A 19,170-nucleotide genomic window follows, 5' to 3' on the forward strand; every position below is an offset into this window, starting at 1 on the left:
CCTTTCAGGGCAGCTGCCAGGGGAAGAAGAGCATGAAGATCGCGGCGGATGCGGCGATCGAGGCGACGATGAAGACGGTGTCTCGGATGCGGAACGGCACGAGGTGCCTCTCGGTGCGCGTCGAGTGCGCGCCGAAGGCCCGAGAGTCCATGGCCAGGGCCACGCGCTCGGCGTGGCGGATCGCACCCGCGAGCAGCGGAACGATGTATCCCCAGCCGCGAGCGATGCGCGCGAAGGGACTGCTGCCCCCATGGTGCCCTCGCACGCGATGCGCGGCTCTGATCACCGCGAGCTCGTGCCCGAAGCGCGGCACGAAGCGGAACGCGGCCAGGGCCGTGTAGCCGATGCGGTAGGGCACCCGCAGCTGCTGCACGCTGGCGCGCACGAGGTCGGGGCCGGTGGTGGTCAGGCCGCCGATGAGTGCGAGGGAGACGATCGCGCCGAGCCGCAGAGCCGTGGCGAAGCCGATCGCGAGGGCGCCCTGGCGCAGCGTCCAGTCGCCGAGCTGCACCACGGCAGCGGTGTCGCGCACGATCTCGGCGTCGACCCACAGCGAGAACCCGAGCCCGATGGCGATCATGCCGAGTGGGAGTGCGAGGAACAGCACCGCGGCGATGCGCCAGGTCACCCGCGATCCGAGGACGATCAGCGCGAGCGACAGTGCCAGGAAGGCGGCGGGCGTGGCGAGGTCGCGCACGAAGATCAGCAGCACCATGGCCGGGGCGACTCCCGCGACCTTCGCCAGCGGATTGAGCGCATACAGGAACTGGCGCCGAGACGATGCCGACATCGCGGCATACGGGTCGAAGGCGTGGGCGGTCATGCGATCGCCCGTCCCGCTGCGGCGAGCACGCGCTGCAGCGCCGGAAGGCGGAGCCCCGCCTCGACGAACGGCGTCTCGTCGGCGAAGAGCGCGTCGGTGCGGTCGGCGGCGTGCACGCGACCGTCTTTCAAGATCACCGTGTGCGACGTGTGCTCGGCGACGAGCTGCAGGTCATGGGTCACGATGACGATCGTCGTCCCCTCGTCACGCAGGTCGTGCAGCAGAGTGAGGAGCTCGGACGCCCGTGCACGATCCTGGCCGAATGTCGGTTCGTCGAGGGCGAGCACCCGCGGGCGGGTGATCAGGGCCGTGCCGACCGAGAGGCGGCGCTTCTCGCCGCCCGAGAGCAGGAACGGATGCACATCGGCCTTGGCCTCGAGGCCGAAGCGCATCAGCATGGCGTCGACGCGCTCGCGCGTCTCGGCATCCGGGGTGTGCCGCAGCCGAAGTCCGTGCGCGAGCTCGTCGAACACGGTGTGCGCGATGAACTGGTGCTCCGGGTTCTGGAACACGAACCCGATGCGGCTCGAGAGCTCGCGCGGCGAGGCCGACCCGGGGTCCATGCCGTCGACCGTGACCTGCCGCCGGGGCGGCGGGACGACACCGGCGAGCGCCTGCAGAAGGGTGGTCTTTCCGGCGCCGTTGGTCCCGACGATCGCCGTCAGGGTTCCCGCCTCGATGTCGAGGTCGATGCCGTGCAGGATCTCCGTGCGGTGACGACGAACCGTCAGCCCGCGGGCGCGGACGATCGGAGTGGCTGCACGGTCTGCCGCATCCGTCATTCCTTCGTGCGTCTGCAGGACCGACGCACGGATGCCGGAGGAGACAGCGGTATCCGGTCCTGCATCCGTGCCGTGGTCCTGCACACCGGACGGGTCAGGAGTGGCGGATGCCGCCGCCAGTGCCGCGGCGAGCTCCTCGGGTGTCAATGGAAGGTCGTCGAGATGCAGTGTTCCGGCATCCCGCATCCGCAGCGCCGCGAGTGTCGCCGCAGGCAGCCAGACACCCATCTCGACGAGCTCCGCCGCGTGCTCCCGGATGATCCGGGCCGGCGGTCCGTCGAAGACGACCCGCCCTGCGCGGTCGAGCACGATCGTGCGGGTCAGGAACCCCATCGCGGCGTCGAGATTGTGCTCGACGAGCAGGATGCCGCGGTCGCCCGCTGCGATCACGTCGGTCAGTGCGGCGTAGACGTCGTCGATGCCCTGCGGATCGAGGTTCGCGGTCGGTTCGTCGAGCACGATCAGGGGCGACCCCATCGCCAACGCGCACGCGATCGCGAGACGCTGACGCCCGCCGCCGGACAGGCGATCGGGGTTCTCATCGCGCCGCTCCCACAGGCCGACACGGCGCAGTGCGTCTTCGGTTCTCGTGCGCACCTCGTCGAGCGACAACAGCAGGTTCTCGGGGCCGAAGGCGACCTCGTCGTAGACCGTGCCGGTGACGATCTGGGCGTCCGGGTCCTGGAAGACCATCGCGACGTGGGTGCTCAGCGATGCGGTGTCGGCATCCGCCGTGCTGACTCCGCCGGCCTCGACCGATCCCGTCATGGTCGCGGGCACGGCGTGCGGGATCAGCCCGTTGAGCGCGAGCGTGAGCGTCGACTTGCCCGAACCCGAAGGGCCGAGCAGCAGCACCACCTCGCCGGCATCGATGTCGAAGGTGACGTCCCGCGGCGAGGGGTGCACAGCATCGGCGTGGGTGATCGAGAGGTCACGCACGCGGAGGAGAGGCGCAGATGAGCGCACGGCATAACCCCGGTTTCAGCGGATCGGTACCGTTCTAACTTAGCTGAGCCTTACCTGATCTGCACAGGTCGGACGGCTCGGAAGGTTCGGACGCCGTGATCAGCGCCGAGCGACGCCTGCGCGGCTGAGAGAAGATCCGATCGCGAGTCCTGCTGCGGTCCACGCGATCGGACCGAGCACCGCGATCACGAGGTAGGAGATCTCCGCCCACAGCGGGAAGGTCGCGAGGTCGACGGCGAAGAACACCACGACGGCCACGATGACCCCGATGATCGCTGCGGAGATGAAGAAGCGCCAAGGGCCCCAGGAGCGGTAGCGGGTGAGCGCGGCGATGCCCTCCTGGATCGCCCCGAACAGCAGTGCGGTGCCGATGAAGCGCAGCGTCCAGGCGGGATTGAACGCGCTCGAGATGAGGGCGGCGAACACGTGCGTGACGAGGGCCACGAAGGGGCGGCGCAGCACCTCCTGAGCGATGATCCCCGGCAGCACGTGCGAGCCGAGCACGAGTCCGTAGAGATACGGAGCGCCCACGATGACGACCGGCGTGATGAGCCCGGCGATCCCCCCGAGGATGCCCGTGGCGACGCCGATCGCGGCGCAGACCAGCAGCACGCGGGTCGTCAGAACGGGGGAGGGGGCCACCCCTCCAGCCTACTGTCGACCATTGTCGACACGGCTGGCCGTTCGTCCAGGAATAATCCCCGACCCTGGTGTGTGGACGGAAGCCGGGCGTAGCTTGAACGGCGGTGCGGCACCGCAGTCGCACCGTGATCATCGGGAGAAGCACATGGGTCGAACACCCCTCCGGATGGCAGCGGCCACCACCCTGGCAACGCTGTTCATCGCATCGACGGCAACCGCAGGCTACGCAGGCACGGAGGAGGTGACAAACCCCACTCCGGTCGACGGCACGCCCGGTCACTACATCGTCGTGCTGAAGTCCGATCCGCTCGCGAGCTACACCGGCGACGTCAACGGGCTCAAGGCCACCAAGCCCGCCGAAGGCGAGCAGCTCGAGACGCAGTCGCAGGATTCGCAGCGCTACGTGCAGCACCTCGAGGCCGAGCAGCAGACGGTCGCGCAGGAGGCGGGAGTCACTCCCGAGATCAGCTACCAGGTCGTGCTCAACGGCTTCAGCGCCGAGCTCACGGGCGCGCAGGTCGACAAGCTGCGGGCGTCGAAGGACGTGTACGACGTCTACCCCGACTTCATCCGTCACCCCGACGCGCAGACCTCGACGGACTTCCTCGGTCTCGGCGATGACAAGAAGGGGCGTGGCGGCGTCTGGCAGCAGACCGGCGGCGTCGACAAGGCCGGCGAGGGCGTGGTCGTGGGTGTCATCGACACGGGCATCGCTCCCGAGCACCCCTCCTTCGAGGGCAAGAAGCTCAAGAAGCAGCCGAAGCACGACAAGCGCCACAAGGGCGGTCAGCCGTACACCGACGGCACCTTCGTCTACTTCGACAAGTCCGACGGCGGCCAGTTCCGGAGCACGATGGTCGAGGCTCAGGAGTGGGACAAGGGCGACTACTCGTCGAAGCTCATCGGAGCCCAGTACTTCTACACCGGTGCCGAGGCGGCCGGATTCGACTTCCAGTACGACTACCTCTCGCCGCGCGACGGTGACGGCCACGGTTCGCACACCGCGAGCACGGCGGCCGGCAACTTCGGCGTGAAGGCCTCGATCGAGGACGTCGACTTCGGCAAGATCTCGGGGGTCGCCCCCGGAGCCAAGGTCGCCGCCTACAAGGCCTGCTACGTCGGGCCCGATGAGGCCGTCACCACCGACGACATCTGCGCGGGCAGCGACCTGATCGCCGCCATCGACCAGGCGGTCGCCGACGGCGTCGACGTGATCAACTACTCGATCGGCGGCGGAGCGGCATCCACCGTGCTCGCCCCCGAGGACATCGCGTTCTTCAACGCGGCGGCAGCCGGCGTCTTCGTCGCCACGAGCGCCGGCAACGACGGTCCCGACTCCGTCACCGCCGACCACGCCTCCCCCTGGTACACCACGGTCGCGGCATCGACGATCCCGACGTGGGAGGGCACCGTGCAGTTCGACGGCTTCGCCCAGGCCGGCGCATCGGTGAGCGTGCCGTTCGGCACGACCGTCACCGGGCCGTCGATCTACGCGGGTGACGCGCCGGCTGCCGGACAGGCTGCCGCCGATGCCGCGCTGTGCCTTCCGGGCACGCTGGATGCGGCGAAGGTCACGGGTCACATCGTGGTCTGCGACCGCGGGGGCAACGCCCGCGCCGAGAAGTCGCAGGTCGTGAAGGATGCCGGCGGCATGGGCGTCGTGCTCGTGAACGTGCCCGGTGGTGCGGACTCGCTCGACAACGACTTCCACGCGGTGCCCACCGTGCACCTCTCGTCCGTGCATCGCGCAGCCGTGCTCGCCTATGTGCAGGGCGGCGCCGATCGCCCGATCACGCTCGTCGGCGAGAACACGACCGGTGTCGTGACCCCGGTGCCGCAGATCGCCGGCTTCTCGAGCCGTGGCCCGATGCTCGCCGACGGCAGCGACATCATGAAGCCCGACATCGCAGCCCCCGGCGTCGCGATCCTCGCGGCCACGCAGAACGGGCCCGGAGAGGCGCCGACCTTCGGCATCCTGTCGGGCACGTCGATGGCGTCACCGCACATCGCCGGTCTCGCGGCGCTGTATCTCGGCGAGCGTCCCAACGCGAAGCCGGCTGAGGTCAAGTCGGCCATGATGACGACCGCCTACGACACGGTGAACCCCGACGGCTCGGCCAACAAGGACCCGTTCCAGCAGGGTGCGGGCCAGGTCGACCCGAAGCGCTACTTCAACCCGGGCCTGCTCTACCTGAACGACGTGCCCGACTGGGCCGCGTTCCTCGAGGGCAAGGGCCTGGCGGAGTTCGACGGCGTCGAGCCGATCGACGGCAGCGACCTGAACATCGCATCGTTCTCGATCGGATCGCTCGCGAGCGCGCAGAGCGTCACCCGCACGGTGACGGCGACCGAGAAGGGCACGTTCACGGCATCCGTCGATCTGCCCGGCGTCGACGTGACCGTCGAGCCCTCGACGCTGAAGTTCACCAAGCCCGGCCAGACCGCGACCTACACGGTCACGTTCGACAACCAGAGTGCTCCCGTCGAGCAGTGGGCGACCGGGTCGCTCACCTGGACGAGCAAGAGCAACTCGGTGCGCTCGCCGATCGCGGTCTTCCCCGTGACGGCCGACGCGCCGGCCGAGGTCGAGGGCACCGGGGTCGAGGGGGCGACCACGGTCGAGATCACCCCCGGCGTCGACGGTGCTCTGGCGCTCGGGCTCTCGGGACTCACGCCGTTCACCCTGCTGGAGGACCCCGACGGCCGTGTCGTCGGACACTCGGGCGATGAGGCGTCGGGCGATGAGAACAAGGACGTGTCGTGGATCGTCGACGTGCCGGAGGGCACGACGCTCTCGCGCTTCGACCTCGACTCGTCGGATGACGCGGGCAGCGACCTCGACCTGACCGTCTACCGGGTCGTGAGCGCCGACGACCTGCGCTACTACGAGCGCTGGCAGTCGGCGACCGGTTCGGCGGATGAGCAGGTCACACTCCCGGCTCCGACGGCGGGCACCTACCTGGTGGTCGCGAACGTCTACTCGACCTCGGCCCCGATGACGTGGGACATGACCTACGCCAACGTGCAGCCCGAGGGCGAAGGGGCGTTCACCGCGACCCCGAACCCGATCGAGGCCGTCCGCGGCCAGGCGACGAGCTACGAGCTGAGCTGGACCGGCCTCACCGCCGGCACCCGGTACCTCGGCCTCGTGCAGTACGGCGAGTCCGCCGTGCGCACGATCGTGACGGTCGACGCGCAGTAGCGATCAGCGCCGGCGCCCCGTGCTCTTCGGAGCGCGGGGCGCCGTCGCGTGCGGTCGCCGCATCGTCGGGGCCGCGTCGAGGCCGCGTCGCGTCGCGCGCGGGGCGCGGTGTCGCAGTCAGAGCCGTCAGATCTTGCGGCCGCGCGGCATCAGCCGCACGTCGGGAAGAGGCGGAGCGGGGATGCGGACATCGTGCCCTTCGACGACACCGAACCGCGCGGAGGCCGCCTCCCACTCGGTGCGAGCCTCGACGATCTCCTCGTGCGTGCGTCCGGCGAAGTTCCACCACATCACGATCTCGTCCTCGAAGGGCTCGCCGCCGATGAGGAACAGCAGCGCTCCCTGTGCGCTGGACACCTCGACCGAGTCCCTCGAGTCGCCGAGGTACAGCATGTCGTTCGACGACATCCCGTGCGTGGCGACGACGGCATCACCCTCGACGAGCATGAGGCCGTGCTCCCATCCCGAACGCAGGGGCAGGTGCAGACGAGCGCCCGCGGGGATCCGGATCTCCGCGCCGACGATCGGAGTGTGCACGGTGGCCGGCGATGAGGTGCCGGCGAACTCGCCGAGGACGACGGTGGCGGTGGCGTCCTGACCCTCGTCGGCAGGGAGCGGCAGCTGTGGCAGCTCGGTGTGCCGTTCGAAACCGGCAGCACCGTGCCGTGAGCTCTCGGGCAGCACCACCCAGAACTGCAGGGCGTCGAGGGGGATCGGATCATCGCCGATCGAGTACTCCGAATGCGAGATGCCGTTGCCGGCGGTCATGAGGTTCAGCTGGCCCCTGCGGAGGTCGGCGTCGCTGCCGACCGAGTCCCGGTGACGGATCTCTCCGACCAGCGGCCAGGTCACGGTCTGCAGCCCGATGTGCGGATGCGGTTCGACCCGCATCCTGGTGTCGGCGGGGCCGAACCGGTCGAGGAAGCACCACGCCCCGATGGTCGGGAGGTTGCGATGCGGCAGCACGCGCAGCACGTTCATCCCGCGCACCCCGCCGAGCGGCACCTCGCGTGGCTCGAGGACGATGCGTCGTTCGCCGATCATCACGCCTCCGTCGGAGCAGCGCCGGGCCGCTTCGGCCAGCGGATCTCGGCGCCCGGGATCTCATGCGTCGTCAGGTACTTCGCGATGTACGGGCAGAGCGGCACGATCGCGTCGCCGGATGCCGCGGCATCCGTCAGGGCGCGCTCAGCGAGGATCCCCGCGAGTCCCTGACCCTGGAACGCGGGGTCGATCTCGGTGTGGATGAAGCGGATCGCGCTCGGACGCAGCTCGAACTCGGCGAAGCCCGCGAGCGTCTCATCCGAGTGGATCTCGTAGCGGGAGGCGTCGTCGTTGCGGGTGACGGTGATGTCGGTCATCGGGGCTCCTTCGGGCGTCTGCCACAAACCTACGCCCGCTGAGCGTCCACAGGCGCGGCCGACGTCGGCGGGGGTCGTTACGCTGGAGGGATGCCGCAGACTCCCCGTGACCCGTACGAGGATCTGCCCTACGCCGACGAGCCGTGGGACGGCGCAGGGTGGGAGCCCTCCGAGCCGCCCGAGCCGATGGACTGGGAGCCGCAGGGCGCCGGGTACGAGCCGCCGCTCGACTGGGGCCAGGGCCCCGTGACACCGGTCGGACCGGCGTCCGCGCGGTCATCCGCACGCTCGTCTGCTCCCGGGGTGACGGCGACGGCCGCGCGACAGGCGGCCCCCAGCCGATACGCGACTGCGGCCGAGGCGCTGCACACGGTCTTCGGCTACGACGAGTTCCGCGGCGATCAGGCCGCGATCGTCGATCAGGTCATCTCGGGCGGTGACGCTGTCGTGCTCATGCCCACCGGCGGCGGCAAGAGCGTCACCTATCAGGTGCCCGCACTCGTGCGCGAGGGCACCGGCCTCGTGATCAGCCCGCTCATCGCTCTCATGCACGACCAGGTCGACGCGCTCCGGGCCAACGGCGTCAACGCCGCCTATCTCAACTCGACCCAGGCGATCGAAGAGCGGCGCGAGGTCGAACGGGCGTACGTCGCCGGCGAACTCGACCTCATCTACGTCGCCCCCGAGCGGCTGTCCTCGCCGCAGACGACCGCCCTGCTGCAGCGCGGCACGCTCAGCGTCATCGCGATCGACGAGGCGCACTGCGTGTCGCAGTGGGGTCATGACTTCCGCCCCGACTACCTCGCACTCGGCGATCTGGGCGAGCGGTTCCCCGGTGTACCGCGCATGGCGCTCACGGCCACCGCCACCCGGGCGACGCACAAGGAGCTCACCGAGCGACTGCGTCTCGACGCCGCCCAGCACTACGTGGCCAGCTTCGACCGGCCCAACATCCAGTATCGGATCGTGCCCAAGGTCGATCCGCGCAAGCAGCTCGTCTCGTTCATCCGCGCGCAGCCGGAGGGCTCAGTCGGCATCGTCTACGCGCTGAGCCGGAAGTCCGTCGAGCAGACCGCGACCTATCTCGCCGCTCAGGGCTTCGACGCGCTGCCGTATCACGCCGGTCTTCCGGCCGAGGTGCGCGCGAAGAACCAGTCCCGGTTCCTGCGCGAGGACGGCGTCGTGATGGTCGCGACGATCGCCTTCGGCATGGGAATCGACAAGCCCGATGTGCGCTTCGTCGCTCACATCGACCTGCCGAAGTCCGTCGAGGGCTACTACCAGGAGACCGGTCGCGCGGGCCGTGACGGCGAGCCGTCGATCGCCTGGATGGCTTATGGCCTGGGTGACGTGGTGCAGCAGCGTCGCATGATCGACCAGAGCCCGGGCGATCGCACGTTCAAGATGCGCCTGGGGCAGCACCTCGACGCGATGCTCGCGCTGTGCGAGACGGTCGAGTGCCGCCGCCAGAACCTTCTCGGCTACTTCGGGCAGGACTCGCAGCCGTGCGGCAACTGCGACACGTGCCTCGACGAGACCGAGACCTTCGACGGCCTGATCCCGGCACAGAAGCTGCTCTCGACGATCGTGCGGCTCAAGCGCGAGCGCAATCAGGCCTTCGGAGCCGGGCATCTGATCGACATCCTCCGCGGAGCCTCGACCGAGCGCATCCGTCAGCAGGGGCACGAGAAGCTCGCGACCTATGGAATCGGCGCCGACCTCTCCGACCAGGACTGGCGCAGCGTCGTCCGCCAGCTGCTCGCACGGGGGATCATCGTGGCGCAGGGCGACTACGGCACGCTCGCTCCGGGCGAGCAGTCGGCCGGCGTGCTGAAGGGCGAGACCCCGGTGCCGTTGCGCAAGGACACGATCGGACGCCCCGCTTCGTCGCCGCGGGCACGCAAGGCGAGTGCGGCGGACGCGCTCGATCAGTCCGACCGCCCGCTCTTCGAGGCGCTGCGGGCGTGGCGCGCCGAGACGGCGCGCGAGCAGGGCGTTCCGGCGTACATCGTCTTCGGCGATGCGACGCTGCGTGCGCTCGCCGAGCATCGTCCGGCTTCGCTGGCCGACCTCGACGGGATCACGGGGATCGGCGCCAAGAAGCGGGATGCCTACGGCGAGGGAGTGCTCACCGTCATCGCGGCCGGCTGACGCAGGGCGCCGTTCAGCTCGGCAGCACGTCTTCGAGATGCGCGCGCAGGTGGGCGCCGACGTCGACGGCCCCGCGGTCGTAGAGCCACTGGTACTGCAGGCCGTCCCACAGGGCGATCAGCCAGATCGCCTCGTGCTCGGGGTCGCGGTGCTCGGGCAGATCGCCGTCGATGCGGGCGAGACGGAACAGCTCGGTGAAGTAGTCGATCGCCTGGGAGAACCGCGTGGCGAAGTAGTCGTGCGCAGGGTGCATGGCCGGCACCGCTTCGCAGGAGAGCACCGCGTAGACCTCGATGAGGCCGGGCTCGTCGAGTGCGCTCACACGTGCTCCGAGCGGGATCGCGCGCAGCGCGTCGGCGGCTCGCTCGGCATGGGTGGACTCGCTGCGCACACGGATCGCGCTGTCGCGCTCGGAGAGCACCGCGCTGAGCAGCAGTTCCTTCGACGGGTAGTGGTGGAGCAGAGTGGACTTCGAGACGCCGACAGCCTGAGCGATGTCCCGAAGACTGGTGTCCCCGTAGCCGTCCTGGGAGAACAGGCGTGAGGCGTCGGCGAGGATCTGCGCGCGGCGGCGCCGTCCCACCTCGTATCCCGGGGAGTCGTCGACGGCGGGCTCTCCGAACACCGGCGGCAAGGGGCCGGTAGCGGTCGGAGAAGGGTCGGGGCTGTCGGCATCCCGCCACCCGTAGGGCAGTGCCCACAGGGATTCGCGCTCCTCGAGCATCTGCACGACGTCGACCCGGTCAGGCAGATACTGAGAGATCAGCTGCAGCCCGTCCCAGCCCGCGCTGTGACGCACGGACTCGTCCGCGACGTCGCGGTCGGCGCCGATCGTCCCATGCAGCGCCGCATCTTCGAGGACATCCGTGCTGAGGCGGTGCAGGCGTGCATACCGCTGGCGCATCCGCTCGTGCGCCGGGTGTCCGGAGGCGGATGCTTCCCCGGTGAGCGCGGCGAAGAGCTCGAGGTAGCCGGGGGTGCGCGCGTTGCGTCGAGCCACGTCCGCGAAGATCAGTTCACCGGAATCGGATGCCGCAGCGAGCAGGTCGAATGCCCGTTCGTTGTCGTCCTCGAAACCGGCGACGACCTCGGCGAGCAGGTCGTCCTTCGACGCGAAATGTCCGAGCAGCCCCGGATGGCTCACGGATGCCGCGGCGGCGATGTCGCGCAGGGACGTCGAACGGTATCCGTTCGAGACGAAGAGCTCTCGGGCCGCGTCCACGATCCGCTGACGCGTGGCCGCGGCGCGCGCCTGGCGCGAGCCCATCGTGGCTGCTGTCGTCATCCCGTCCACCCTTCCCTCTCATTCTCTCTCATTACCAATCGGTAGACATTCACTTACCAATCGGTCGATATTCCGGTATTGTCATCCTCACGTCGTGTCGCAGATGACCGGCGCACCTTGCCCGAAAGGATCCACCCGTGACAGAGCTGTCATCGGCCGCCACCGCGGCCGCCGTAGGAACGACCGGTTTCAAAGTTCCCGGCACCACCCCGCTGAAGACGCCCCGTGGCTACACCCCCGGACTCGCCGCCGTGAACTTCGGCGTCTACCTCGCCCTGCTCACCCCGGTGATGGTGTCGATGGCCTTCAAGATCCAGCGGCTCGACCCCACCAACACCGAGGCGAGCCTCGGACTGGTGATGGGTGTCGGTGCGGCCTTCGCGCTCGTCGCGAATCCCCTCGTCGGTCGCCTCTCCGACCGCACGACCTCGCGGTGGGGCATGCGTCGCCCCTGGATCCTCGGCGGTGCGATCGTCGGTCTCGGCGGCTTCGCGATCATCGGCGCCGCGACCTCGGTGCTCGTCGTTCTTCTCGCGTGGTGCCTCGTGCAGGCATCCATGAACGCCGTGCTCGCGGCGGCCAACGCGACCCTGCCCGATCAGGTGCCGGTCTCGAGCCGTGGCAAGGTGTCGGGCATCATCGGCATCACGACCCCCATCGGCATCCTCGCCGGCAGCTTCATCGTCAACTTCCTCCCCGGCGACTTCGAGCGCTTCTTCGTCCCCGGTGCCATCGCGCTGATCCTCGTCATCGTGTTCGTGCTCACCCTCAAGGACCGTCGTCTCACCGAGAAGCCCGCCACGCGCTTCACGGTCGGCACGTTCTTCGGCTCGTTCGTGTTCAACCCCCGCAAGCACCCCGACTTCGGATGGACCTGGCTCACGAAGTTCTTCGTGATGTTCGGCTACGCGGGCATCGCCACCTTCCTGCCGCTCTACCTGGTGACCAAGTTCCAGCTCGACGAGCAGGGCGCAGTCGGCACGATCCTGATCGCCAACCTCGCCTCCATGGCCGCGATGGCTATCTCCGCGCCGCTCGGCGGATTCCTCTCCGACAAGATCGGCAAGCGCCGGCCGTTCGTCGCGATCGCCGGCGTCATCATGGTCGTGGGCCTCGTGATCCTCGCGATCGCTCCGTCGATCGCCGTCGTCATCGTCGCTCAGGCCATCATCGGACTCGGTGCCGGGTCGTTCCTGTCGGTCGATCTCGCGCTGGCGACCGAAGTGCTGCCCAACCCCGACGACGTGGCGAAGGACCTCGGCGTGCTCAACATCGCCAACGCCCTTCCCCAGTCGATCGCCCCGGCCATCGCGCCGAGCATCATCGCTCTCGGCGCCGCGACGCCGCTGGGCGGCTACACGACCTGGTACCTCTTCGGAGCGCTCGTCGCACTCGCCGGCGCCGTTCTCGTCTACCGCATCAAGGGAGTCAAGTGACCATGACCGACACCGACGTGACCACTGCCCGACCGTGGCTCGACGCGGCCCTGCCGGTCGATGAGAGAGTGCAGCTCCTCCTCGACGAGATGACCGTCGAGGAGAAGGCCGGACTGTTCTTCCACACGATGATCGCGATCGGAGACCTCGATGAGGCGAACCCGATCTTCGGCACACCGAGCGCCCGCGAGTTCATCGACCTCAAGAACATGACGCACTTCAACCTGCTGGGGGCGGCGCCCACCGGGCGAGAGATAGCCGCCTGGCAGAACGAGCTGCAGCGGCTGGCGGCCTCGACCCGGCTCGGCATCCCGGTCACGCTGTCGACCGACCCGCGGCATTCGTTCAGCGAGAATCCCGGGGCGTCGATCCTCGCCGGACCGTTCTCGCAGTGGCCGGAGACCCTGGGTCTCGCAGCCACCCGTGACCCCGAGCTGGTCGAACGGTTCGCAGATATCGCTCGTCAGGAATATACGGCTGTCGGCCTGCGCGTCGCCCTTCACCCGCAGGTCGACCTCGCCACCGAACCGAGGTGGGCGCGGCAGACGGCGACGTTCGGAGAGGACCCCGAATTGACGGGCATTCTGGGAGCGGCATATATCCGCGGGTTCCAGGGCGACTCGTTCGGTCCCGGATCGGTCTCGACCATGACCAAGCACTTCCCCGGCGGCGGGCCGCAGCTCGACGGCGAGGACCCGCACTTCCCGTACGGGCGGGAGCAGGTGTATCCCGGGGGTGCGTTCGACCTGCACCTCAAGCCCTTCGAGGATGCACTGGCCGCCGGCACGCGTCAGATGATGCCGTACTACGGCATGCCCGTCGGCACCGAGTACGAGGAGGTCGGGTTCGGCTTCAACAGGTCGGTGATCACCGGGCTGCTGCGCGAGCGATTCGGGTTCGACGGCCTGGTGTGCACCGATTGGGGTCTGATCAACGATGCGGAGATCTTCGGCCAGCCGTTCCCTGCCCGCGCCTGGGGCGTGGAGGATCTGACGCCGCGAGAGCGGATGCTCAAGGTGCTCGATGCGGGTGTCGATCAGTTCGGTGGCGAGGACTGCCCCGAACTGCTGCTCGGGCTGGTCGCCGAGGGCTCGGTCTCGGAGGAGAGGCTCGACCTCTCCGCGCGACGGATCCTGCGGGAGAAGTTCGAGCTCGGGCTCTTCGAGAACCCGTTCGTCGACGAGGACGCGGCGGACGAGATCGTCGGCAGCGCGGAGTTCCGCGCCGCGGGAGAGGCGGCCCAGCGCGCCTCCGTGACCGTGCTGACGAACGATGGCTCGCTGCCCTTCGCCCCCGGGATCAAGCTCTACGTCGAGGGGATCGAACCATCCGTCGCAGCCGCGTACGGCGACGTCGTGGCGACCGTCGACGAGGCCGACCTGGCGATCCTCCGTCTCCAGGCGCCGTTCGAGCAGCGCGACACGACCTTCGAGAACTTCTTCCATGCGGGGTCGCTCGAGTTCTCCGACGAGGTGCTCGCGCATGTCGCCGCCATCGCCGGAGCCGTGCCGACCGTGGTCGATGTGCTCGCCGATCGACCGCCCATTCTCGAACCGATCGTGGCCGGTGCGGCGGCCGTCACCGTCAACTGGGGTGTCTCAGGGGCGGCGCTGCTCGATGTGCTGAGCGGCGTCGCGAGCGCGCAGGGCAGGCTCCCGTTCGACCTGCCGAGGTCGATGGCCGCGGTCGTCGCCTCGCGACCCGATGTGCCGTTCGACACCGCTGATCCGCTCTTCCGATTCGGCGACGGGCTCGCTCTGTAGCCCTCGCTTCACGCCCTGAACCGCCCCGCAGACCTCGGTCTGCGGGGCGGTTTCGTCGTGTGGCCGGAGTGCGTGTCGCGCCTGCGCGGAGTGCGCTGGACCCCTCCTATTCGTCCTGGCGAAAGCGTCCTCGCCAACAGACCTGTGGGCAGGTCTCAATGACCGATGACGAAATGTCTCACCGGATGACGTTTCCTGAAAGATCACTGGACAATCGCTGGACTTAACATTCTCGATCCGGCAATACTGTCTGGACATGCGCTCGGTCGGCACCTGTCGACGCCTGGGGAGGGCCTTGTGACGCGGAACATCTGCATCACGGGAGAGGCGAATGGAATTCTTGGAGGGGAAGACTCTGCGGCGACGCAGAGCCATCGGGGGAGGCATCGCCGGCGTGACCGTCGGCGCGATGATCCTTGCGGGTGCACTGGTACCGACGGCGGCGAATGCGCTCGATGACGCGAATCCGAACGATCCGTCGGTCGCGCAGGGACAGATCATCCAGTTGCCGGCCGACCTGCTCGGTGGATTGGACGTCGCCGCACTCGGGCACACGCTGACGAGCAACCCAGCCGCGGCCGGCCCTGAGCTCGGCGGTCTCGACCTCGACGTGCTCGAGGCGCTCAGCATCGACGTGGGCACGCTCAACGTGCCGCTGCTGACCGACGGCACGTCGCCCGGTCTGCTGCAGCTGGGCGATCTGGGGGGCGCGCAGAGCTTCAGCTCCTCACCCACGCAGACCCAGTCGATCGCGTCCTCCGGCGCGATCACCTCCGGTGGTGCGATCGATGCGGGGGCGATCGACGGAAGCGTCAACCCCGCCACCCTCGAACTCACCGATCTCTTCGACCAGCTCAGCGTCGCCGGTCTCACCGACGCCGTCCTCGACGAAGCGTCGGTCGGCATCGGAGCCCTCGCATCGCGGGCGGAGTCGAACGCCGGCGTCGCCGGCTCCGAATACCGCATCGCGGGCCTGGACCTCGACCTGCACAGCAACCTCGTCGCGGGGCTCGCGACCACTCTGGGCACGGCCATCCAGGGCACGGTGACCCCGGTCAGCGACCTCGCCGGTCCCGGCGGAGCGCTCACCGGGCTCGTCACGACCGTGGTCGACACGATCAACGCGATTCCGGATGTGCCGCTCGTCGCCGCCTTCGAGGCGACGGGCGGAACGGTCGCTATCGCCGGCCTCGACACAGTCGGGGCGACGGTCGTCACGGAGCTCCTGACGGAGCCGCTCGAGAACACCACGGGCTCGGTGCTCGTCGACCTGAGCGACGGGACGATCTCGGTCGACCTCGCTCAGATCCTCGTGGAGACGGGCGCAGGAGCCGACCTCAACTCGCTTCCCGCGAACACCCCTGCGCTGTCTGCGACGACGATCGCCGCCATCCAGCAGGGGATCACCTCTGCTCTGACGGGAACGCACCCGAACAGCCTCAACGGCAAGGTCGCGACCATCCTCGACTCCACCCTCGACTCGCTGGCGGTCACGCTCACCGTCGGGGTGGATCTCACCAACCCGCTCACCGGGATCGACCTGGTCTCCGGCGACGTCACGATCGCCGGCACGCTCGCTCAGTTCGCGGGCACGGCCACGCCGGTTCCGACGGTGACCACTGACATCTCGCTCGCCGGGCTCAACATCGGTGCGCTGCTCAACCCGGTGGTGAGCGCTGTGACCACGGCGGTCACCACGACCACCGGGCCGCTGGTGAACACCGCGCTGACCAGCGTCATCCCGCTCGTCCAGCCGGCCCTCGCAGCGGTCACCGGCCCCGTGCTCTCGACGCTGGACCCCGTGCTGCAGGGCGTGCTGTCCGGCATCGCGACCATCACGATCAACGAGCAGTCCGAGCCGGGAGACATCCCCGGTGACAGCTTCACCGTGCGGGCGCTCGCCATCGATCTGCTCCCGGCCGTGGGCGGAGGGGTCGAACTCGATCTCGCGTCGTCGACCGTCAAGGCAGCGGCGGCGGCAGTCGCGGCTATCGACGCCGCAACCACCGTGCAGGCCGGAACCGATCTTCCGGTCACCGGCTCCGGCTGGCCGGCCAACACCCAGGTGACGATCCAGGTGGCAGCACCGGACGGAACTCCGGTCAACGAATCAGCGCCGGTGACCACCGACGCGTCGGGCAACTTCACCGGCACGGTCTTCATCCCGGCCTCGACCGTGCCCGGCACCGGCTACATCGTCACGGCGACCGACGGCACCAGCACGGCGACGGACACCACCGAGGTGACCGCCGCGGCAGCGATCGATGCGGCACCTGCCGTGCAGGACGGAACCGACCTCGGCGTCTCGGGCACCAACTGGCCCGCGAACACACAGATCTCGGTGCAGCTGACCGCTCCCGGCGGCGGCGCGAACATCGGCGGCCCCGAGCTCGTCACGACGGACGGGTCGGGTGCCTTCGTGCTCGGCTACCCCGTTCCGGCCGGAACTCCTGCGGGAACCGGCTACACGGTCACCGCGACGCTGGGCGCGCAGACGGCGACGGACACCACCGAGGTGACGAACGCTCCGGTCGCCTCGATCGATGCGGCGCCGACCGTTCAGGCAGGCACCGATCTCGCGGTCTCCGGCTCCAACTGGCCGGCGAACACCGAGATCTCGGTGCAGCTGACGGCTCCGGGCGGAGGCGCGGATGTCGGTGGCCCCGAGACGGTCACGACGAACGGCGACGGTGAGTTCACGCTCTCCTACCCGGTGCCCGCATCGGCGACGCCCGGCACGGCCTACACGGTCACCGCGACCGCTGGCGCCGAGACGGCGATCGACACCACCGAGGTGACGGCCGCCGCTGCGGTGGATGCGGCCGACACGGTGCAGGCGGGAACCTCTCTCCCCATCACCGGTGCGAACTGGCCGGCCAACACCGTCGTCGAGGTGCAGCTGACGGACCCGGACGGCGCTGACGTCGGGGGTCCCGAGACGGTCACGACCGATGGCGACGGCGGGTTCACGCTGAACTACCCGGTTCCCGCGTCGGCGACCCCGGGCACGGGGTACACCGTGACCGCGACGGTCGGCGGCCAGACGGCTGAGGACACGACCGAGGTGACCGCCGCGGCAGCGGTGGATGCCGCGGACACGGTGCAGGCGGGCACGAGCCTTCCCGTCACCGGCACCGGCTGGCCGGCGAACACCGAGGTCTCGGTGCAGCTGACCGCTCCGGGCGGAGCGACCGTCGGCGGTCCTGAGACGGTCACGACCGATGGCGACGGCGGGTTCACGCTCGACTACCCGGTTCCCGCCTCGGCGTCGCCGGGCACGGGCTACACGATCACCGCGACCGTCGGCACCCAGACGGCGACCGACACGACGGAGGTGACCGCAGCGGCGACCGTCGACGCGGCCGCGACCGTCGAGGCCGGGGCGGACCTGGCGATCACCGGTGCTGAGTGGCCGGCCGACACCGAGGTCACCGTGCAGCTGACAGCCCCCGGTGGTGCGGTCATCGGCACGCCCCAGACGGTGACGACCGGTGCTCTCGGCGGCTTCGCGATCGACTATCCGGTGCCGGCGGGAACTCCCGCGGGCACGGGATACACGGTCACCGCGAGCGCGGGCACGCAGACAGCCACCGACACGACCGAGGTGACGGCTGCTCCGGTCGTCGTCGACGCGGCCTCGTCGGTTCCGGCAGGCACCAACCTCGCCGTCACCGGCACGGGTTGGCCGGTGAACTCCACCGTGTCGCTGCAGCTCACCGCGCCAGGCGGGGGAGCGGACATCGGAGGCCCGGTCATCGCGACCACTGACGAGTTCGGTGCGTTCACGGAGAACTACCCGGTTCCGGCTGATGCCGAGCCCGGCGCGGGCTACCTGCTCACCGCGACATCCGGCGCGTCCAGCGACTCGGACACCACCGAGGTGACCGCGGGCGACCCGGGTGACGTCAACACCAACGCGGCTGCATCGGCATCCGCTTCGGCTGACGCGACCGCAGACGGCGACCCGTCGGCGCAGGCGGCGGCTGAGGCCGCGGCCCTCGCAGACGCGACGTCGGCGGCCTCAGCGGCGGCGACCTCGGACGCCACCTCGGCGGCGGATGCGGCGGCGACGCCGGATGCCTCGTCGGCCGCGACGACCGATGTCACGTCGACGGCCAACGCCTCGGCGGCAGTTGCTGCGCAGGCGGCGGCTCAGGCCGACGCGTCGGATGACGTGAACGCGGATGCATCGACGGCGGCGGAGTCGAACTCGGCGGCGTCGTCGGAGTCGGCGGCCATCGCCGACTCGTCGACGGATGCCTCGTCCGAGGCTGCGGCCAACACGAACGCGGCGGCGTCGGCATCCGCGTCGGCGAACGCCGATGCATCGACCGACGCGATCGCTGAAGCGGCCGCGCAGGCGGCGGCATTCGCGGACGCCACGGCAGAGGGATCGGCTGCGGCTGACCCGACGGCTGAGGCTGCGGCGGAGTCGGCGGCGACGGCGACATCGTCCACGGCAGCCACGGCGGACGCCACCTCGGAGGCGAACGCCGGTGCGGCGGTAGCGGCTCAGGCTGCGGCGCTGGCCGACGCGACGACGGATACCGCGGCTGAGGCCTCGGCGACATCGGACGCCTCGACGAGCGCAGCATCGAACTCGAGCGCGGCGGCGATCGCCAGTGCATCGACCGACGCATCTTCCGATGCAGTCGCCACGGCCGATGCCTCGGCTGCGGCCGACCCGTCGGCTGAGGTCGACACCAACGCCTCGGCATCCGCTGCGGCGTCGGCTCAGGCTGATGACGACAGCAACGCG

11 protein-coding genes are annotated in these 19,170 nt (G+C 69.5%); 5 read left to right on the forward strand and 6 right to left on the reverse strand.

Annotated features, from left to right (window positions below; all coding sequences use genetic code 11):
• Positions 1 to 4: 4 nt before the first annotated feature.
• From ASE34_RS03535 to ASE34_RS03545, 3 genes are all read right to left on the reverse strand, one after another.
• Positions 5 to 823: an energy-coupling factor transporter transmembrane component T gene (locus ASE34_RS03535; protein WP_056276573.1), complete on the reverse strand. Its 819-nt coding sequence runs from the start codon at positions 821 to 823 to the stop codon at positions 5 to 7.
• Positions 820 to 2,571, reverse strand: a complete 1,752-nt coding sequence (locus ASE34_RS03540; RefSeq protein ID WP_056276576.1) for an ABC transporter ATP-binding protein — start codon at positions 2,569 to 2,571, stop codon at positions 820 to 822. Before ASE34_RS03540 ends, ASE34_RS03535 begins: the two co-directional genes overlap by 4 nt.
• A gap of 99 nt (positions 2,572 to 2,670) precedes the next feature.
• Positions 2,671 to 3,213, reverse strand: coding sequence for an ECF transporter S component (locus tag ASE34_RS03545; protein WP_056276581.1), 543 nt, complete (start codon positions 3,211 to 3,213; stop codon positions 2,671 to 2,673).
• A 241-nt stretch (positions 3,214 to 3,454) separates the two neighbouring features.
• Between ASE34_RS03545 and ASE34_RS03550 the strand changes: the two genes are divergently transcribed.
• Positions 3,455 to 6,415 (forward strand): S8 family peptidase, encoded by a 2,961-nt coding sequence (locus tag ASE34_RS03550; RefSeq protein ID WP_162253844.1) that lies wholly within the window; start codon positions 3,455 to 3,457, stop codon positions 6,413 to 6,415.
• 126 nt (positions 6,416 to 6,541) lie between these two features.
• Here the strand turns inward: ASE34_RS03550 and ASE34_RS03555 are convergent, their stop codons facing one another.
• Together ASE34_RS03555 and ASE34_RS03560 are read right to left on the reverse strand one after the other, a co-directional pair.
• Positions 6,542 to 7,459 (reverse strand): pirin family protein, encoded by a 918-nt coding sequence (locus tag ASE34_RS03555; protein WP_056276585.1) that lies wholly within the window; start codon positions 7,457 to 7,459, stop codon positions 6,542 to 6,544.
• Positions 7,459 to 7,776: a GNAT family N-acetyltransferase gene (locus tag ASE34_RS03560; RefSeq protein ID WP_056276588.1), complete on the reverse strand. Its 318-nt coding sequence runs from the start codon at positions 7,774 to 7,776 to the stop codon at positions 7,459 to 7,461. Before ASE34_RS03560 ends, ASE34_RS03555 begins: the two co-directional genes overlap by 1 nt.
• 90 nt (positions 7,777 to 7,866) lie before the next feature.
• Between ASE34_RS03560 and recQ the strand changes: the two genes are divergently transcribed.
• Entirely contained in the window at positions 7,867 to 9,927 is a 2,061-nt protein-coding gene (gene recQ / locus ASE34_RS03565; RefSeq protein ID WP_056276590.1) for a DNA helicase RecQ, read from the forward strand.
• A 13-nt stretch (positions 9,928 to 9,940) separates the two neighbouring features.
• Here recQ and ASE34_RS03570 read toward each other — a convergent pair whose 3' ends face one another.
• Positions 9,941 to 11,212, reverse strand: coding sequence for a TetR/AcrR family transcriptional regulator (locus ASE34_RS03570; RefSeq protein WP_056276593.1), 1,272 nt, complete (start codon positions 11,210 to 11,212; stop codon positions 9,941 to 9,943).
• A 137-nt stretch (positions 11,213 to 11,349) separates the two neighbouring features.
• On the opposite strand from ASE34_RS03570, the gene ASE34_RS03575 reads away from it, so the two are divergent.
• The 3 genes from ASE34_RS03575 to ASE34_RS03585 form a co-directional block, all read left to right on the forward strand.
• Complete coding sequence (locus tag ASE34_RS03575; RefSeq protein ID WP_056276597.1) at positions 11,350 to 12,648, forward strand: MFS transporter; 1,299 nt, start codon at positions 11,350 to 11,352, stop codon at positions 12,646 to 12,648.
• A 2-nt stretch (positions 12,649 to 12,650) separates the two neighbouring features.
• The gene (locus ASE34_RS03580; RefSeq protein ID WP_056276601.1) at positions 12,651 to 14,411 is read left to right on the forward strand and encodes a glycoside hydrolase family 3 protein; all 1,761 of its coding nucleotides are present in this window, start codon (positions 12,651 to 12,653) and stop codon (positions 14,409 to 14,411) included.
• 331 nt (positions 14,412 to 14,742) lie between these two features.
• A partial coding sequence (locus ASE34_RS03585) for a choice-of-anchor G family protein (protein ID WP_200955151.1) occupies positions 14,743 to 19,170 on the forward strand: 4,428 nt, incomplete at its 3' end.

Origin of the sequence: Microbacterium sp. Root280D1 (assembly GCF_001428975.1) — a bacterium.
GTDB lineage: Bacteria > Actinomycetota > Actinomycetes > Actinomycetales > Microbacteriaceae > Microbacterium.

What these genes read in the sequence shown, in the direction of transcription:
- ASE34_RS03570 (WP_056276593.1), bottom strand. Translation starts at nt 11,212, where the DNA reads ATGACGACAGCAGCCACGATGGGCTCGCGCCAGGCGCGCGCCGCGGCC.
- ASE34_RS03555 (WP_056276585.1), bottom strand. Translation starts at nt 7,459, where the DNA reads ATGATCGGCGAACGACGCATCGTCCTCGAGCCACGCGAGGTGCCGCTC.
- ASE34_RS03560 (WP_056276588.1), bottom strand. Translation starts at nt 7,776, where the DNA reads ATGACCGACATCACCGTCACCCGCAACGACGACGCCTCCCGCTACGAG.
- ASE34_RS03535 (WP_056276573.1), bottom strand. Translation starts at nt 823, where the DNA reads ATGACCGCCCACGCCTTCGACCCGTATGCCGCGATGTCGGCATCGTCT.
- ASE34_RS03580 (WP_056276601.1), top strand. Translation starts at nt 12,651, where the DNA reads ATGACCGACACCGACGTGACCACTGCCCGACCGTGGCTCGACGCGGCC.
- recQ (WP_056276590.1), top strand. Translation starts at nt 7,867, where the DNA reads ATGCCGCAGACTCCCCGTGACCCGTACGAGGATCTGCCCTACGCCGAC.